The organism is Streptomyces sp. NPDC024555, assembly GCF_055559335.1.
Genome location: NZ_JBVHKV010000019.1, coordinates 78,410 through 95,654 on the forward strand (window position 1 = coordinate 78,410; position 17,245 = coordinate 95,654).

At 71.1% G+C, this 17,245-nt stretch carries 16 protein-coding genes; 14 read left to right on the forward strand and 2 right to left on the reverse strand.

From position 1 onward, the window contains the following. Window positions 1–47 precede the first annotated feature (47 nt). The 13 genes from ACZ4FH_RS28970 (at window position 48) to ACZ4FH_RS29030 (ending at window position 14,118) form a co-directional block, all read left to right on the forward strand. Window positions 48–1,235: a glycosyltransferase family 4 protein gene (locus tag ACZ4FH_RS28970; protein WP_467308556.1), complete on the forward strand. Its 1,188-nt coding sequence runs from the start codon at window positions 48–50 to the stop codon at window positions 1,233–1,235. A gap of 421 nt (window positions 1,236–1,656) precedes the next feature. After that, window positions 1,657–2,202, forward strand: coding sequence for a LemA family protein (locus ACZ4FH_RS28975; RefSeq protein ID WP_383645977.1), 546 nt, complete (start codon window positions 1,657–1,659; stop codon window positions 2,200–2,202). A 182-nt stretch (window positions 2,203–2,384) separates the two neighbouring features. Next, on the forward strand, window positions 2,385–3,302 hold the full coding sequence (gene pdxS / locus ACZ4FH_RS28980; protein ID WP_467308559.1) for a pyridoxal 5'-phosphate synthase lyase subunit PdxS: 918 nt from the start codon (window positions 2,385–2,387) through the stop codon (window positions 3,300–3,302). A 5-nt stretch (window positions 3,303–3,307) separates the two neighbouring features. Further along, window positions 3,308–3,901: a pyridoxal 5'-phosphate synthase glutaminase subunit PdxT gene (gene pdxT / locus ACZ4FH_RS28985; RefSeq protein WP_467308561.1), complete on the forward strand. Its 594-nt coding sequence runs from the start codon at window positions 3,308–3,310 to the stop codon at window positions 3,899–3,901. 61 nt (window positions 3,902–3,962) lie between these two features. Next, complete coding sequence (locus ACZ4FH_RS28990) at window positions 3,963–4,715, forward strand: YebC/PmpR family DNA-binding transcriptional regulator (RefSeq protein WP_383645989.1); 753 nt, start codon at window positions 3,963–3,965, stop codon at window positions 4,713–4,715. Between the two features lie 129 nt (window positions 4,716–4,844). After that, complete coding sequence (ruvC, locus tag ACZ4FH_RS28995) at window positions 4,845–5,417, forward strand: crossover junction endodeoxyribonuclease RuvC (protein ID WP_383645992.1); 573 nt, start codon at window positions 4,845–4,847, stop codon at window positions 5,415–5,417. Further along, window positions 5,414–6,040: a Holliday junction branch migration protein RuvA gene (ruvA, locus tag ACZ4FH_RS29000; protein ID WP_467308564.1), complete on the forward strand. Its 627-nt coding sequence runs from the start codon at window positions 5,414–5,416 to the stop codon at window positions 6,038–6,040. The genes ruvC and ruvA overlap by 4 nt, the downstream gene beginning before the upstream one ends. 91 nt (window positions 6,041–6,131) lie before the next feature. Next, a complete protein-coding gene (gene ruvB / locus ACZ4FH_RS29005) occupies window positions 6,132–7,205 on the forward strand; it encodes a Holliday junction branch migration DNA helicase RuvB (RefSeq protein WP_467308566.1) in 1,074 nt (357 codons plus the stop codon). Window positions 7,206–7,369: 164 nt separating this feature from the next. Continuing rightward, window positions 7,370–7,849, forward strand: a complete 480-nt coding sequence (gene yajC / locus ACZ4FH_RS29010) for a preprotein translocase subunit YajC (RefSeq protein WP_467308567.1) — start codon at window positions 7,370–7,372, stop codon at window positions 7,847–7,849. Between the two features lie 147 nt (window positions 7,850–7,996). Continuing rightward, entirely contained in the window at window positions 7,997–9,757 is a 1,761-nt protein-coding gene (gene secD, locus ACZ4FH_RS29015; RefSeq protein WP_383646004.1) for a protein translocase subunit SecD, read from the forward strand. A 1-nt stretch (window position 9,758) separates the two neighbouring features. Continuing rightward, a complete protein-coding gene (gene secF / locus ACZ4FH_RS29020) occupies window positions 9,759–10,859 on the forward strand; it encodes a protein translocase subunit SecF (RefSeq protein ID WP_467308569.1) in 1,101 nt (366 codons plus the stop codon). Next, window positions 10,856–11,407: an adenine phosphoribosyltransferase gene (locus ACZ4FH_RS29025; protein WP_467308570.1), complete on the forward strand. Its 552-nt coding sequence runs from the start codon at window positions 10,856–10,858 to the stop codon at window positions 11,405–11,407. The genes secF and ACZ4FH_RS29025 overlap by 4 nt, the downstream gene beginning before the upstream one ends. A gap of 149 nt (window positions 11,408–11,556) precedes the next feature. After that, entirely contained in the window at window positions 11,557–14,118 is a 2,562-nt protein-coding gene (locus tag ACZ4FH_RS29030) for a RelA/SpoT family protein (protein WP_467308572.1), read from the forward strand. An 81-nt stretch (window positions 14,119–14,199) separates the two neighbouring features. Here the strand turns inward: ACZ4FH_RS29030 and ACZ4FH_RS29035 are convergent, their stop codons facing one another. After that, entirely contained in the window at window positions 14,200–15,429 is a 1,230-nt protein-coding gene (locus ACZ4FH_RS29035; protein ID WP_467308573.1) for a DUF349 domain-containing protein, read from the reverse strand. Window positions 15,430–15,604: 175 nt separating this feature from the next. Continuing rightward, window positions 15,605–16,402, reverse strand: a complete 798-nt coding sequence (locus ACZ4FH_RS29040; RefSeq protein WP_467308575.1) for a peptidylprolyl isomerase — start codon at window positions 16,400–16,402, stop codon at window positions 15,605–15,607. Window positions 16,403–16,548: 146 nt separating this feature from the next. Here ACZ4FH_RS29040 and ACZ4FH_RS29045 point away from each other — a divergent pair, with 146 nt between their 5' ends. Beyond that, window positions 16,549–17,235: an MBL fold metallo-hydrolase gene (locus ACZ4FH_RS29045; RefSeq protein WP_467308576.1), complete on the forward strand. Its 687-nt coding sequence runs from the start codon at window positions 16,549–16,551 to the stop codon at window positions 17,233–17,235. The last annotated feature ends 10 nt before the right edge of the window (window positions 17,236–17,245 follow it).

Consider the following 17,245-nt stretch of genomic DNA (forward strand, 5'->3'; position numbering starts at 1 on the left):
CCGGCCGCGCTCCTCGACCCGGCCTGCTCCGAACGAAAGGCCCCGCCGTGAAGATCGGCATCGTCTGCCCCTACTCCTGGGACGTACCGGGCGGTGTGCAGTTCCACATCCGTGATCTGGCCGAGCATCTGACCGGTCTCGGCCACCAGGTCTCGGTGCTGGCCCCGGCCGACGACGAGACGCCGCTGCCGCCCTACGTGGTCTCGGCGGGCCGGGCCGTACCCGTCCCGTACAACGGCTCGGTCGCCCGGCTGAACTTCGGCTTCCTGTCGGCGGCCCGGGTGCGGCGGTGGCTGCACGACGGGACCTTCGACGTCGTGCACATCCACGAGCCGACCTCCCCGTCGCTGGGCCTGCTGACCTGCTGGGCGGCGCAGGGGCCGATCGTCGCCACGTTCCACACCTCCAATCCGCGCTCGCGGGCCATGATCGCCGCGTACCCGATCCTCCAGCCGGCGCTGGAGAAGATCAGCGCGCGCATCGCGGTCAGCGAGTACGCGCGCCGGACCCTGGTCGAGCATCTGGGCGGCGACGCGGTCGTCATCCCCAACGGCGTCGACGTGGACTTCTTCGCGTCGGCCGAGCCGCGGCCCGAGTGGCAGGGCTCCACCATCGGTTTCATCGGGCGGATCGACGAGCCCCGCAAGGGCCTGCCCGTCCTGATGCGCGCGCTGCCCGCGATCCTGGCGGCGCGGCCGGAGGCCCGGCTGCTGGTGGCCGGCCGGGGCGACGAGGAGGAGGCCGTCGCCTCGCTGCCCCGCGAGATGCGCGCCCGCGTGGAGTTCCTCGGCATGGTGAGCGACGAGGACAAGGCACGGCTGCTGCGCAGCGTCGATCTCTACGTCGCGCCCAACACCGGCGGAGAGAGCTTCGGCATCATCCTCGTGGAGGCGATGTCGGCCGGCGCGCCCGTCCTCGCCAGCGATCTGGACGCCTTCGCACAGGTCCTGGACCAGGGCGCGGCCGGTGAACTGTTCGCCAACGAGGACGCGGACGCGCTGGCCGATGCGGCCGTCCGGCTGCTGGGCGACCCCGCCCGCCGCGCCGCGCTGCGCGAACGCGGCAGCGCGCACGTGCGCCGCTTCGACTGGTCGACGGTCGGCGCCGACATCCTCGCGGTGTACGAGACGGTCACCGACGGCGCCGCTTCGGTCGCCACCGACGAACGCACCGGGCTGCGGGCGCGGTTCGGGCTGAGCCGGGACCGGGAGCCGGGCGGTCAGCTTCGGGGCTGAGGCGGGGCTGCCGTCGGGGTTCCGGCGGCTGAGGGCGGAACGGTCCTGTTGCGACGCCACGATTTCGTGTCGTCGGGACGGTTTCGTTCCGACGCTGCGGTCTCGTTCCGGCGTGACCGCAGCGTCCCGATGACACGGTCGCGTTCCGACGGAACGGTTCCGTTCTGAGGGACGCTCCCGTCCCGTCGCCACGATTCCGTCCTGACGGGACCGTTCCGTTTCGACGCAACGGTCCCGTCGCGACGACACGGTCGCGTTCCGACGTCGCGGTCTCGTCGCGACGTAACCGTCTCGTTCCAGCGGAACGGCCCCGTCGCGACGCCCCCGCCCCGTCGCCACGCCACGCCACGGCCCCGCCCCGACGGCACGCGCGCCGCCGGGACGCGGGACGGGTGCCCGCTCACCGGTAGCCTTGCCGCCCGTGACCGCAACCCTCATCTGGGCCGTCGTCGTTCTCGTCGCGATCGGCCTGTACCTCAGCTGGACCGCCGGCCGGCTCGACCGCCTGCACACCCGGATCGATGCGGCCCGTGCCGCTCTCGACGCCCAACTGCTGCGCCGTGCGTCGGTCACCCAGGAACTCGCCACCTCCGGGCTCCTCGACCCGGCGTCCTCCATCGTGCTGTACGAGGCCGCGCACGCCGCCCGGCAGTCGGAGGAGGAGCAGCGCGAGGTGGCCGAGAGCGAGCTGAGTACCGCCCTGCGCGCCGTGTTCGGCGAGAGCGCGCAGGTGGAGGCGGTCAAGGAGGTCCCCGGCGGCGAGGAGGCGGCCTCGGAGCTGGCGGCCGCGGTGCGCAGGGTTCCGATGGCGCGCCGCTTCCACAACGACGCGGTGCGGGCCGCGCGCGCCCTGCGCCGCCACCGCACGGTGCGCTGGTTCCGGCTGGCGGGGCACGCCCCGTTCCCGATGGCCTTCGAGATGGACGACGAACCGCCGGTGGCCCTCGCGGACCGGCCCGCCGGCTGAGCCGGGGCGGGACGAAGGGGACCCGCCCGCACCCGGACCCGTCCGCGCCCGGCTCCAAAACGATCCACCGGCCCCTCATTGGCCCTTGCTGTGGACCGGTGCCCGGGAGTTTGCTCTGCAGTGCGCCACACCGCAGGCCAGACCACTCCTGGCACCCCCTTCTTCCGTAGTGAGGTCGATCCGTGTCCACGCTTCCCACCCCGCAGTCCGCCGACGCCCCGGCCACCGGTACCGCCCGCGTCAAGCGCGGCATGGCCGAGCAGCTCAAGGGCGGCGTGATCATGGACGTCGTCAACGCCGAGCAGGCGAAGATCGCCGAGGACGCGGGTGCCGTGGCCGTCATGGCCCTGGAGCGGGTGCCCGCCGACATCCGCAAGGACGGCGGCGTGGCCCGGATGTCGGACCCGAACATGATCGAGGAGATCATCGAGGCCGTCTCCATCCCCGTCATGGCCAAGTCCCGCATCGGCCACTTCGTCGAGGCCCAGGTCCTCCAGTCGCTCGGCGTCGACTACATCGACGAGTCCGAGGTCCTGACCCCGGCGGACGAGGTCAACCACAGCGACAAGTTCGCCTTCACCACCCCGTTCGTCTGCGGTGCGACCAACCTGGGCGAGGCGCTGCGCCGTATCGCCGAGGGCGCGGCCATGATCCGCTCCAAGGGCGAGGCCGGCACCGGCAACGTCGTCGAGGCCGTCCGCCACCTGCGACAGATCAAGAACGAGATCGCCCGGCTGCGCGGCTACGACAACAACGAGCTGTACGCCGCGGCCAAGGAACTGCGCGCCCCGTACGAGCTGGTCAAGGAGGTCGCCGAGCTGGGCAAGCTGCCCGTCGTGCTGTTCTCCGCCGGCGGTGTCGCCACCCCGGCCGACGCCGCGCTGATGCGTCAGCTCGGTGCCGAGGGCGTCTTCGTCGGCTCCGGCATCTTCAAGTCCGGCGACCCGGCCAAGCGCGCCGCCGCGATCGTCAAGGCCACCACCTTCTACGACGACCCGAAGATCATCGCGGACGCCTCCCGCAACCTGGGCGAGGCCATGGTCGGCATCAACTGCGACACCTTGCCCGAGGCCGAGCGCTACGCCAACCGCGGCTGGTAGTCACCATGAGCGACTCTCCTGTGATCGGCGTCCTGGCCCTTCAGGGCGACGTACGGGAACACCTGATCGCCCTGGCCTCGGCGGACGCCCTGGCCAGGCCGGTCCGGCGTCCCGAGGAACTCGCCGAGGTCGACGGCCTGGTCGTTCCCGGCGGCGAGTCCACCACCATGTCGAAGCTGGCCGCGCTGTTCGGCATGCTCGAACCCCTCCGCGAGCGGGTGGCGGCCGGGATGCCGGTCTACGGGACCTGCGCCGGGATGATCCTGCTCGCCGACAAGATCCTCGACCCGCGCTCGGGCCAGGAGACGATCGGCGGCATCGACATGATCGTGCGCCGTAACGCTTTCGGGCGGCAGAACGAGTCCTTCGAGGCGGCCGTCGACGTCGCCGGCATCGAGGGCGGGCCGGTCGAGGGCGTCTTCATCCGGGCCCCCTGGGTGGAGTCGGTGGGCGCCCGCGCCAGGGTCGTGGCCGAGTACGGTGGGCATATCGTGGCGGTTCGGCAGGGAAACGCCCTCGCCACGTCGTTCCACCCGGAACTGACCGGTGACCACCGGGTTCACGCCTACTTCGTGGACATGGTGCGCACAGCCACCTGATTCGATCCCGGTAGGATCTCTCGGGTTCGTACGGAATTTGGTGACGCGAAGGAGAAGGCAGATGTCCGGCCACTCTAAATGGGCTACGACGAAGCACAAGAAGGCCGTGATTGATGCCAAGCGCGGCAAGCTCTTCGCGAAGATGATCAAGAACATCGAGGTCGCCGCGCGCACCGGCGGCGCCGATGTGTCGGGCAACCCGACCCTCTTCGACGCCATCCAGAAGGCGAAGAAGAGCTCGGTCCCGAACAAGAACATCGACTCGGCGGTCAAGCGCGGCGCCGGCCTCGAAGCCGGTGGTGCCGACTACGAGACGATCATGTACGAGGGCTACGGCCCCAACGGTGTCGCGGTGCTCATCGAGTGCCTCACCGACAACCGCAACCGCGCCGCCTCCGACGTCCGCGTCGCCATGACCCGCAACGGCGGCTCGATGGCCGACCCGGGCTCGGTCTCGTACCTGTTCAACCGCAAGGGCGTCGTGATCGTCCCCAAGGGCGAGCTGTCCGAGGACGACGTGCTGGGCGCCGTGCTCGACGCGGGTGCCGAGGAGGTCAACGACCTCGGCGACACCTTCGAGGTGCTCAGCGAGGCCACCGACATGATCGCGGTCCGCACCGCGCTCCAGGAGGCCGGCATCGACTACGACTCGGCCGAGGCCAACTTCGTCCCGACCATGCAGGTCGAGCTGGACGAGGAGGGCGCGCGCAAGATCTTCAAGCTGATCGACGCGCTGGAGGACAGCGACGACGTGCAGAACGTCTTCGCCAACTTCGACGTCTCCGACGAGGTCATGGAGAAGGTCGACGCCTGATCCGGCGCCGGACGCCGGCACGGTTCCTGCGACGGGCCGACGGGGACACACCCCGTCGGCCCGTCGCATTGTCAGTGCGAGCCGATAGCCTGCCAGAACAGTTGACCGATCGGCGGGGAGGGGCGGGACGTGCGCGTTCTCGGGGTGGACCCCGGGCTGACCCGGTGCGGGGTCGGCGTCGTCGAGGGAGTGGCCGGACGGCCCCTGACGATGCTCGGGGTGGGTGTCGTGCGCACCCCGGCCGACGCGGAGCTGGGCCACCGGCTGGTGGCCATCGAGCGCGGCATCGAGGCCTGGCTCGACGAGCACCGCCCCGAGTTCGTGGCGGTCGAGCGGGTCTTCGCCCAGCACAACGTCCGTACGGTGATGGGCACCGCCCAGGCCAGTGCCGTGGCCATGCTCTGCGCCTCCCGGCGCGGCATCCCCGTCGCCCTGCACACCCCCAGCGAGGTCAAGGCCGCCGTCAGCGGCAACGGACGCGCCGACAAGGCACAGGTCGGTGCCATGGTCACCCGGCTCCTGCGGCTGGACGCACCTCCGAAGCCCGCCGACGCGGCGGACGCCCTCGCCCTGGCCATCTGCCACATCTGGCGCGCCCCCGTGATCAACCGTCTCCAGCAGGCGCACGCGGCGGCCGCCGCCGGCCGCACCCCGCGCGTCCCGCGCACCGCAGCAGCACCCGTCCGGAAGGTCCCCCGATGATCGCCTTCGTCAGCGGCCCCGTCGCCGCGCTCGCCCCGACCACGGCCGTCATCGAGGTCGGCGGCATCGGCATGGCGGTCCAGTGCGCGCCGAACACCCTGGCCGCGCTGCGCGTCGGCCAGGAGGCCAGACTCGCCACCTCCCTCGTCGTCCGCGAGGACTCCCTGACGCTCTACGGCTTCGCCGACGACGACGAGCGCCAGGTCTTCGAACTGCTCCAGACCGCCAGCGGCGTCGGACCCCGGCTCGCCCAGGCGATGCTGGCCACCCACACCCCCGACGCCCTGCGGATCGCCGTGGCCACCGGCGACGAGAAGGCGCTCACCGCCGTCTCCGGCATCGGCAAGAAGGGGGCCCAGAAGCTCCTGCTCGAACTCAAGGACCGCCTCGGCGAACCGGTCGGCACCGGCCACGCCCCCCAGGGCATCGGCACGGCCGTCACCGCCTCCTGGCGCGACCAGCTCCAGGCCGCCCTGATCGGCCTCGGCTACGCCACCCGCGAGGCGGACGAGGCCGTCGCCGCCGTGGCACCCCGGGCCGAGGCCGCCCTGGCCGAGGGCGCCGCACCGCCCGTGCCGCAACTGCTGCGCGCCGCCCTCCAGACCCTCAACCGGGCCCGCTGAGCGGCTCCGGGCACCACCCCCGACACCGACACCGACACCGGCCCCGGCCCCCGGGACCCGGCACCGAAAGATCCGAGGCGGGACAGACGAGATGAACTGGGACGAGACCGGCCCCGACACCGGCGAGCTGCTCGACGAGCGCCTCGTCGACGCCGGCGCGGACGGCGAGGACACCGCGGTCGAGGCGGCGCTGCGCCCCCGGGACCTCGACGAGTTCGTCGGTCAGGAGAAGGTCCGCGAGCAGCTCGACCTGGTCCTCAAGGCCGCCCGCGCCCGCGGCGCCACCGCCGACCACGTGCTGCTCTCCGGCGCCCCCGGCCTCGGCAAGACCACCCTCTCCATGATCATCGCCGCGGAGATGGGCGCCCCGATCCGGATCACCTCCGGCCCCGCCATCCAGCACGCCGGGGACCTCGCGGCCATCCTCTCCTCCCTCCAGGAGGGCGAGGTCCTCTTCCTCGACGAGATCCACCGCATGTCGCGGCCGGCCGAGGAGATGCTCTACATGGCCATGGAGGACTTCCGCGTCGACGTGATCGTCGGCAAGGGACCCGGCGCCACCGCCATCCCCCTGGAGCTTCCCCCCTTCACCCTGGTCGGCGCGACCACCCGGGCCGGACTCCTGCCGCCCCCGCTCCGTGACCGCTTCGGGTTCACCGGACACATGGAGTTCTACGCCCCGGCCGAACTGGAACGGGTGATTCACCGCTCCGCCGGCCTCCTCGACGTGATCATCGACGCCGAGGGCGCCGCGGAGATCGCCGGACGCTCCCGGGGCACCCCCCGTATCGCCAACCGGCTGCTGCGCCGCGTCCGGGACTATGCCCAGGTCAAGGCCGACGGACGGATCGACCGGGAGACCGCGGCGGCCGCCCTGTCGGTCTACGAGGTGGACGCCCGGGGTCTCGACCGGCTGGACCGGGCGGTGCTGGAGGCGCTGCTGAAGCTGTTCGGCGGCGGCCCGGTCGGCCTGTCCACCCTCGCGGTCGCCGTGGGGGAGGAGCGCGAGACGGTCGAGGAGGTCGCGGAGCCCTTCCTCGTACGGGAAGGACTGCTGGCCAGGACGCCGCGCGGGCGGGTCGCCACCCCCGCGGCCTGGGCCCATCTGGGGCTGGTGCCGCCGCAGCACGGCGGAAAGGGACAACAGGGCCTGTTCGGGGCGTGATGCGTCACAGGTTGACCCGCACAGGAACCACGGAGCCATGCTGGGCGTTGTTCCATCGATGCGGACTCGCTTAGACTCCGCCGATGCCGCCCTTAAAGGTCGGTGTACCCACCCCCGTAGACCAGGCCGCTTTCGAGTGCGGTCGTGCGAAGGAAAATCGTCCCGTGAATCCCGTGACTCTCCTCCCCTTCATCGTGCTCATCGGGGCCATGTTCCTGATGACGCGGTCCGCCAAGAAGAAGCAGGCGGCGGCCGTGGCCATGCGCAACGACATGCAGCCCGGCACCGGCGTCCGCACGATCGGGGGCATGTACGCCACCGTCAAGGAGCTTCACGACGACACGGTTCTCCTTGAGGTCGCCCCGGGCGTCCACGCCGTCTACGCGAAGAACGCCATCGGCGCCGTGCTCGACGACGCGGAGTACAACCGCATCGTCCACGGCGACGAGGACGAGCTGGACGTCGACGGCGCGGTCGTGCCGGACGACGCCTCCTCGCTGACCGAGGCCGACGACGCCCCCGCCGACGCCAAGACGGACCTGGTCAAGAAGACCGGTTCCGACGAGGCCGACGCCGAGGAGAGCGACGGCAAGGCCGACGAGAAGCCCGAGGGCAAGGCCGACGGCGAGCCCGACGCGAAGTAGCACACGATCCGGGGATGGTTCCGAGCCCACAGGCGTCGGGCCGTCCCCGGGACGTGCGGTCTTCTGCGGGGGCGGGTCCCCACTAAACTTCGTGGCCGCTCGGGCGCGTACCCGGCGCGGGGCGGTTGGACAGGGAGAAACGAGAAGGTGGCAGCACCGAAGAAGGGCCGGCGCCCGGCCGGTGGTCAGGGGAGGCCGGGGCGTTCCCTGGCCCTGATCCTGATCGCCATGGTCGCGCTCACCGGCGGGATGTTCCTGGCGGACCAGCCGACGCCGCGTCTCGGCATCGACCTGGCGGGTGGCACGTCCATCACGCTGGAGGCGAAGGCCGAACCGGGCCAGGAATCGGCGATCAACAAGACCAACATGGACACCGCGGTCCAGATCATGGAACGCCGCGTCAACGGTCTTGGCGTCTCCGAGGCCGAGGTCCAGACCCAGGGCGATCGCAACATCATCGTCAACATCCCCAAGGGTACGAACTCGGCCCAGGCCCGCGAGCAGGTCGGCACCACGGCCAAGCTCTACTTCCGGCCCGTGCTGACCGTCGCCGCTGGCACGCCGACCCCCGAGCCGAGCGCCTCGTCCACCGGCAAGGCCAGCCCGTCGCCCAAGCCGAGCGCCTCCGCCTCGGAGCAGGCGAACGGCTCCTCGGCCAAGCCGAGCGCGAGCGCCACCACCCAGGGCCGCGCGGTCACCGGCGCCCTGAAGGCCGACTCCACGCCGTCGCCCTCGGCCAGTGCCTCGTCGAAGGCGAGCGCCACCCCCGAGGCGAGCGCCACCCCGACGGCCTCCGCCGAGGAGCAGGCGGCCGCCGCCGACCTGCAGAAGAAGTTCGAGGCGCTGGACTGCTCCACCAAGGCCGCACGCTCCAAGGCGGCCGCGGGCTCCAAGGCCACCGACACGGTCGTCGCCTGTGAGCAGGACGGCAGCGCCAAGTACATCCTCGGTCCCGCCGAGGTCGACGGCACCGACGTGGACAGCGCCAAGGCCGCGATCAACCAGCAGACCGGCCAGTGGATCGTCCAGATGGAGTTCACCGGCGGCGGCGCCAAGAAGTTCAACAAGACCACGGGCAAGCTGGCCCAGCAGCAGTCGCCGCAGAACCAGTTCGCCATCGCCCTCGACAACGAGGTCGTCTCGGCCCCGTCCGTGCGCGAGGCGCTGAGCGCCAACGCCGAGATCTCCGGCAGCTTCACCCAGCAGTCCGCCGAGGACCTGGCCAACGTGCTCTCCTACGGTGCGCTCCCGCTCTCCTTCCAGGAGCAGAGCGTCACCACCGTCACCGCCGCACTCGGCGGCGAGCAGCTGCGGGCCGGCCTCATCGCCGGTGCCATCGGTCTGGCCCTCGTGGTCGTCTACCTGGTGGCCTACTACCGCGGACTGGCGTTCATCGCCCTGCTCAGCCTCCTGGCCTCCGGCATCCTGACCTACACGATCATGTCGCTCCTCGGCCCGGCCATCGGCTTCGCGCTGAACCTGCCGGCGGTCTGCGGCGCCATCGTGGCCATCGGTATCACCGCGGACTCGTTCATCGTGTACTTCGAACGCATCCGGGACGAGATCCGCGAGGGCCGTACGCTGCGCCCCGCCGTCGAGCGGGCCTGGCCGCGCGCCCGGCGCACGATCCTCGTCTCCGACTTCGTGTCGTTCCTCGCCGCCGCGGTCCTCTTCGTGGTCACCGTCGGCAAGGTCCAGGGCTTCGCGTTCACGCTGGGTCTCACCACCCTGCTCGACGTGGTCGTGGTGTTCCTCTTCACCAAGCCGGTCATGACGATCATGGCCCGGAAGAAGTTCTTCGCCAGCGGCCACCCCTGGTCCGGACTGGACCCGAAGCGGCTCGGTGCCAAGCCCCCGCTGCGCCGCTCGCGCCGTGTCAACGCCCCCACCGACCCGAAGGAGGCGTGAGATGTCGCGACTCGGCAATCTCGGCGCCCGTCTCTACCGCGGTGAGGTCGGCTACGACTTCATCGGCAAGCGGAAGATCTGGTACGGCGTCTCGATCCTGATCACCATCACGGCCATCCTCGGCCTGGTGGTCAGCGGCCTGAACATGGGCATCGAGTTCAAGGGCGGCGCCGTCTTCACCACCCCGAAGACGTCCGCCACGGTCTCCCAGGCCGAGGACCTGGCCACGGAGGCCTCCGGCCACCAGGCCATCGTCCAGAAGCTGGGCAACGGCACCCTGCGCATCCAGATCACCGAGGTCGACACCGCCAAGTCCGACGAGATCAAGGACGAGCTCTCCAAGGGCCTGAACGTCCCGAGCGAGAAGATCGCCGCCGACCTGGTCGGCCCCAGCTGGGGTGAGCAGATCGCCAACAAGGCCTGGACCGGCCTCGGCGTCTTCATGGTCCTCGTGGTGATCTACCTGGCGATCGCCTTCGAATGGCGCATGGCCGTCGCGGCCCTCGCCGCGCTGATCCACGACATCACCATCACCGTCGGCGTCTACGCCCTGGTCGGCTTCGAGGTCACCCCGGGCACGGTCATCGGTCTGCTGACGATCCTCGGTTACTCCCTCTACGACACGGTCGTCGTCTTCGACAGCCTCAAGGAGGGCACGCACGGGATCACCAAGCAGACCCGGTGGACCTACAGCGACATCGCCAACCGCTCCATCAACGGGACGCTGGTCCGCTCGATCAACACCACCGTCGTGGCCCTGCTGCCGGTCGCCGGTCTGCTGTTCATCGGTGGCGGTGTCCTCGGCGCCGGCATGCTGAACGACATCTCGCTGGCCCTCTTCGTCGGCCTCGCCGCCGGTGCGTACTCCTCGATCTTCATCGCCACTCCGCTCGTCGCCGACCTCAAGGAACGCGAACCGCAGATGAAGGCCCTGAAGAAGCGGGTCCTCGCCAAGCGCGCCGCCGCCGCGGCCAAGGGCGAGTCCGTCGACACCGGAGACGACGACGGGTCCCCCGAGGACGCCGCGCCCGCCGGCGCGGTCGTCGGCCAGCGCCAGGAGCCCCCGACGGGCCACGGCCGGACCGGAGGGAAGCGCCGATGACCAGCACCGCGGAGGACACCCGGGAGCTGCTCCTCAGCCGCATCCGGGACGTGGCGGACTACCCGAAGCCGGGCGTGATGTTCAAGGACATCACCCCGCTGCTCGCGGACCCGGTCGCCTTCACGGCCCTCACGGACGCCCTCGCGGAGCTGTGCGTACGGCACGGCGCCACGAAGATCGTCGGCCTGGAGGCCCGCGGCTTCATCCTGGCCGCCCCGGTCGCCGTCCGCGCCGGCCTCGGCTTCGTCCCCGTCCGCAAGGCCGGGAAGCTGCCGGGCGCCACGCTCAGCCAGGCGTACGAGCTGGAGTACGGCACCGCGGAGATCGAGATCCACGCGGAGGACCTGTCGGCCGACGACCACGTCATGGTCATCGACGACGTCCTGGCCACCGGTGGCACCGCCGCCGCCTCGCTGGGCCTCATCCGGCGGGCCGGGGCCCGGGTCGCCGGCGTCAGCGTCCTCATGGAGCTGGGCTTCCTGGCCGGCCGCGAGCGCCTCACCCCCGACCTGCAGGGCGCCCCTCTGGAAGCCCTGATCACGGTCTGACCGCACGACGCGCCACCGCCGACGGGCACCCGGGAACAATCCGGGTGCCCGTCGGCGTTGTGACTCCTCTCCCGGTCCCCGGGGGAGGACCGGCCGTCGGGTCGATACGATGGCCCTTCCGGGTGTCCGGATCCGCACGAGGAGCGCTCTTGCCAGACGAGGCCCAGCCAGTCGCCGCCCCGCAGCCCGACGAGCCCGCGGCGGCCTCCGCCACGCCCGCGAAGCAGTCGCCCGCGGAGAAGCCGAAGCCCCCGGCACCGCAGCCCGGCACGGGCCCCGCCCCGGCCGCGGCGAACGGGCCCGCGCCCGCCTCGCCCAGCCAGCCGGCCGCCCCCGCCTCCCCGGCCCCCAGCGCGCCCAAACCGCCCGCGAAGCCCGCGCCGACCGCCCCCGCGAGCTCGGCGTCCCGCACCGGCGGCTCCTCCAACCGGGTCCGCGCCCGCCTCGCCCGCCTCGGCGTCCAGCGCTCCAGCCCGTACAACCCCGTACTGGAACCGCTGCTCCGCATCGTCCGCGGCAACGACGCCAAGACCGAGGCGTCCACGCTCCGCCAGATCGAGCGCGCCTACCAGGTCGCCGAGCGCTGGCACCGCGGCCAGAAGCGCAAGAGCGGCGACCCGTACATCACCCATCCGCTCGCCGTGACGACGATCCTCGCCGAGCTGGGTATGGATCCGGCCACTCTGATGGCGGGACTGCTGCACGACACCGTCGAGGACACCGAGTACGGGCTGGACACCCTCCGCAAGGACTTCGGCGACCAGGTGGCCCTGCTCGTCGACGGCGTCACCAAACTCGACAAGGTCAAGTTCGGCGAGGCCGCCCAGGCCGAGACCGTGCGCAAGATGGTCGTCGCCATGGCCAAGGACCCCCGGGTCCTGGTCATCAAGCTGGCCGACCGGCTCCACAACATGCGCACCATGCGCTACCTCAAGCGGGAGAAGCAGGAGAAGAAGGCCCGCGAGACGCTGGAGATCTACGCCCCCCTCGCCCACCGCCTGGGCATGAACACCATCAAGTGGGAGCTGGAGGACCTCGCCTTCGCGATCCTCTACCCCAAGATGTACGACGAGATCGTCCGGCTCGTCGCCGAGCGGGCGCCCAAGCGCGACGAGTACCTCGCCATAGTGACCGACGAGGTCCAGGCCGACCTGCGCGCCGCCCGTATCAAGGCGACCGTCACCGGACGGCCCAAGCACTACTACAGCGTCTACCAGAAGATGATCGTGCGGGGCCGGGACTTCGCCGAGATCTACGACCTGGTGGGCATCCGGGTGCTCGTCGACACCGTCCGCGACTGCTACGCGGCGCTCGGCACCGTCCACGCGCGATGGAATCCGGTCCCCGGCCGGTTCAAGGACTACATCGCGATGCCCAAGTTCAACATGTACCAGTCGCTGCACACCACGGTGATCGGCCCCAGCGGGAAGCCCGTCGAACTCCAGATCCGGACCTTCGACATGCACCGCCGCGCCGAGTACGGCATCGCCGCGCACTGGAAGTACAAGCAGGAGGCCGTCGCCGGCGCCTCCAAGGTGCGCACCGACGTCCCCAAGAACACCGGGCGGGGCCAGGACACCGTCAACGACATGGCGTGGCTGCGCCAGCTCCTGGACTGGCAGAAGGAGACCGAGGACCCCAGCGAGTTCCTGGAGTCGCTGCGCTTCGACCTCTCGCGCAACGAGGTCTTCGTCTTCACGCCGAAGGGCGACGTGATAGCGCTTCCGGCCGGGGCCACCCCGGTCGACTTCGCGTACGCCGTCCACACGGAGGTCGGCCACCGCACGATAGGAGCACGGGTCAACGGGCGGCTCGTCCCGCTGGAGTCCACGCTCGACAACGGCGACCTCGTGGAGGTCTTCACCTCCAAGGCCGCCGGAGCGGGCCCCTCGCGCGACTGGCTCGGCTTCGTCAAGTCGCCGCGGGCCCGCAACAAGATCCGGGCCTGGTTCTCCAAGGAACGCCGCGACGAGGCGATCGAGCAGGGCAAGGACGCCATCGCGCGCGCCATGCGCAAGCAGAACCTGCCGATCCAGCGCATCCTGACCGGTGACTCCCTGGTCACCCTCGCCCACGAGATGCGCTACCCCGACATCTCCTCGCTCTACGCGGCGATCGGCGAGGGCCATGTGGCCGCCGCCGGCGTCGTGCAGAAGCTGGTCCAGGCGCTCGGCGGCGAGGACGCGGCCAGCGAGGACCTGGAGGAGAGCACCCCGCCCTCCCGCAGCCGCGCCAAGCGCCGCTCCAACGCCGATCCGGGCGTCGTGGTCAAGGGCGTCGAGGACGTCTGGGTGAAGCTCGCCCGCTGCTGCACCCCCGTCCCCGGCGACCCCATCATCGGCTTCGTCACCCGCGGCAGCGGCGTCTCCGTGCACCGGGCCGACTGCGTCAACGTCGACTCGCTCTCGCAGCAGCCCGAGCGGATCCTCGACGTCGAATGGGCCCCGACCCAGTCCTCCGTCTTCCTGGTCGCCATCCAGGTCGAGGCGCTGGACCGCTCCCGGCTCCTCTCGGACGTCACCCGGGTCCTGTCCGACCAGCACGTCAACATCCTGTCGGCGGCCGTGCAGACCTCCCGCGACCGGGTGGCCACCTCGCGCTTCACCTTCGAGATGGGCGACCCCAAGCACCTCGGCCACGTCCTGAAGGCCGTACGGGGCGTGGAGGGCGTCTACGACGTGTACCGGGTGACCTCGGCCCGCAGGCCGTAACCCGGTCCCGTACGCACACAGCAGAGGGGCCCTTCCGCACGAAGCGGAAGGGCCCCTCTCGCACACGGCCGGAGCCGGCGGTCAGCCGCCGAACTCCTCCAGGCCCTTGAGCGCCTGGTCCAGCAGCGCCTGCCGTCCCTCCAGCTCACGGGCCAGCTTGTCGGCACGGGCGTTGTTGCCCGAGGCGCGCGCGGTGTCGATCTGCGTCCGCAGCTTGTCGACGGCCGCCTGGAGCTGCCCGGTCAGACCCGCGGCACGGGCCCGCGCCTCCGGGTTGGTCCGGCGCCACTCCGCCTCCTCGGCCTCCTGGAGCGCCCGCTCCACGGCCTGCATCCGCCCCTCGACCTTCGGACGGGCGTCGCGCGGCACATGGCCGATGGCCTCCCAGCGCTCGTTCAGGCCCCGGAACGCGGCACGGGCCGCCTTCAGGTCCGTCACCGGCACCAGCTTCTCGGCCTCGGCGGCGAGCTCCTCCTTGAGCTTGAGGTTCTCGCCCTGCTCCGCGTCACGCTCCGCGAAGACCTCGCCGCGCGCGGCGAAGAAGACGTCCTGGGCACCGCGGAAACGGTTCCACAGATCGTCCTCGGCCTCGCGCTGGGCGCGGCCCGCGGCCTTCCACTCGGTCATCAGATCGCGGTAGCGGGCCGCCGTGGCACCCCAGTCCCGCGACCCGGAGAGCGACTCGGCCTCGGCGACCAGCCGCTCCTTGACCTTGCGGGCCTCCTCGCGCTGGGCGTCCAGCGAGGCGAAGTGGGCCTTGCGCCGCTTGGAGAAGGCGGAACGGGCGTGCGAGAAGCGGTGCCACAGCTCGTCGTCGGACTTGCGGTCGAGCCGGGGCAGGCCCTTCCACGTGTCCACGAGCGCCCGCAGCCGCTCGCCCGCCGCACGCCACTGCTCGCTGCGCGCCAGCTCCTCGGCCTCGGCGACCAGCGCCTCCTTGGCCAGCTTGGCCTCGTCGGTCTGCTTCGCCTTCTGGGCCTTGCGCTCCTCACGCCGCGAGTCGACCGTCGCCACCAGGGCGTCCAGCCGCTTGCGCAGCGCGTCCAGGTCCCCGACGGCGTGGTGCTCGTCGACCTGGGCGCGCAGATGCTCGATGGCGGTGGTCGCGTCCTTCGCGGACAGATCGGTGGTCTTCACCCGCCGTTCGAGGAGGCCGATCTCGACCACAATGCCCTCGTACTTGCGCTCGAAGTAGGCCAGGGCCTCCTCCGGAGAACCGGCCTGCCACGATCCGACGACCTGCTCGCCGTCGGCTGTACGCACGTACACGGTGCCTGTCTCGTCGACACGGCCCCACGGGTCGCTGCTCACAGCGCCTCCTCCACCTGATGCCCGCGAAGGGGTTCGCCCCCCTGGCATCGTCCACAGTTTCCTGGGGCGGGCAGCGCCCGCCCTGCACGACGCCAATCTAGGCGACGCGCCGCCCGGCTGTCCGCACTCAGCGCGGCCGAAATTATCCGGCCGCACCGAGCGCGTTCCCGCGGGTTCACCCCTTGTCGACGGTGACCTTCGAGATGTTCACGGCCTTCTTCGGCGCACCGTCGGCCGCGCCGCCGTCCACGCCCGCCTTGCCGACCGCCTCGACGACCTTCAGGGAGTCCTTGTCCATCGTGCCGAACGGCGTGTACGTGGGCGGCAGCTTGCTGTCCTTGTACACGAGGAAGAACTGGCTGCCGCCGGTGTGCTGCTGGCCGGTGTTGGCCATCGCCACCGTGCCCGCCGGGTACGTCACCGTGCCGTCGGCGCCCGCCTTGCCCAGGGCCGTCAGGTTCTCGTCCGGGATCGTGTACCCGGGACCGCCGGTGCCGTCGCCCTTCGGGTCGCCGCACTGCAGGACGAAGATGCCGTCCGTCGTCAGCCGGTGGCACTTCGTGCCGTCGAAGAACTTCTTGTCCGCGAGCGATTTGAAGGAGTTGGTGGTGTGCGGCGTCTTGGCCGCGTCCATCGTGAACGCGATGTCGCCCTGGCTCGTCCTGAGCGACATCGTGTACGACGCCTTCTTGTCGATCTTCATCGCCGGTTCGGGCTCGGCCTTCTCGCTCGCCGAGGGCGAGGGCTCCGCGGACGGACTGGTGCTCGCCGACGCGGCCGCCTTGTCGCTCTTGTCGTCGTCGCCGCTGGTGGCGAGGTACGTGGCACCCGCGATGACCGCCACCACGGCCACCGAGGAGGTGATGACGACCGTCAGCCGCCTCGTCCTGCGACGGGCCTCCTCACGGCGCTGCTGCTGCCGCTCGAACTTCTCCCTGGCGAGCTGCCGCCGCCGCTGATCGCTGCTGACCACCGGGTGATCTCCTTGTACGTCGTGTGACCGGGCCTGCGTTGCCCCGTACCGTATACGCGTTGGCTGTGGAATGAGGAGCGCCGGTAGGCTCTGAACTGCTGCGACCTCGCAGCCGACCTCTCGTCGGACGACCATTAAGGACGATCGTGCTGATTGCCGGGTTCCCGGCCGGGGCCTGGGGGACCAACTGTTACCTGGTCGCCCCCGCCGCGGGCGAGGAGTGCGTGATCATCGACCCGGGCCACCAGGCGGCTCCCGGCGTCGAGGACGCGCTGAAGAAGCATCGGCTCAAGCCGGTCGCGGTGATCCTCACGCACGGCCACATCGACCACGTCGCCTCGGTCGTCCCCGTCTGCGGGGCGCACGACGTCCCGGCGTGGATCCACCCCGAGGACCGGTACATGATGAGCGACCCGGAGAAGGCCCTCGGCCGCTCCATCGGGATGCCGCTCATGGGTGAGCTGACCATCGGCGAGCCGGACGACGTCAAGGAGCTGAGCGACGGCGCCCGGCTCCGGCTGGCGGGCATGGAGTTCGGCGTCTCGCACGCGCCCGGCCATACCAAGGGGTCGGTGACGTTCGGGATGCCCGAGGCCGCGGATGTTCCGCCGGTCCTCTTCTCGGGCGACCTGCTCTTCGCCGGCTCCGTCGGACGTACCGACCTGCCCGGCGGCGACCCCGTCGAACTCGTCGAGTCGCTGGCCCGTGTGTGCCTGCCGCTCGACGACTCGACGGTGGTGCTGTCCGGCCACGGCCCCCAGACCACCATCGGACGCGAACGCGCCACCAACCCGTACCTCAGTGGTGCGGCCGCGCCCCGACGAGGAATGTGACGAGAGACAT

Coding starts and splice junctions, on each gene's coding strand:
- pdxT (WP_467308561.1), top strand. CDS start 3,308: ATGAGCGACTCTCCTGTGATCGGCGTCCTGGCCCTTCAGGGCGACGTA.
- ACZ4FH_RS28990 (WP_383645989.1), top strand. CDS start 3,963: ATGTCCGGCCACTCTAAATGGGCTACGACGAAGCACAAGAAGGCCGTG.
- ruvA (WP_467308564.1), top strand. CDS start 5,414: ATGATCGCCTTCGTCAGCGGCCCCGTCGCCGCGCTCGCCCCGACCACG.
- ruvB (WP_467308566.1), top strand. CDS start 6,132: ATGAACTGGGACGAGACCGGCCCCGACACCGGCGAGCTGCTCGACGAG.
- secF (WP_467308569.1), top strand. CDS start 9,759: ATGTCGCGACTCGGCAATCTCGGCGCCCGTCTCTACCGCGGTGAGGTC.
- ACZ4FH_RS29025 (WP_467308570.1), top strand. CDS start 10,856: ATGACCAGCACCGCGGAGGACACCCGGGAGCTGCTCCTCAGCCGCATC.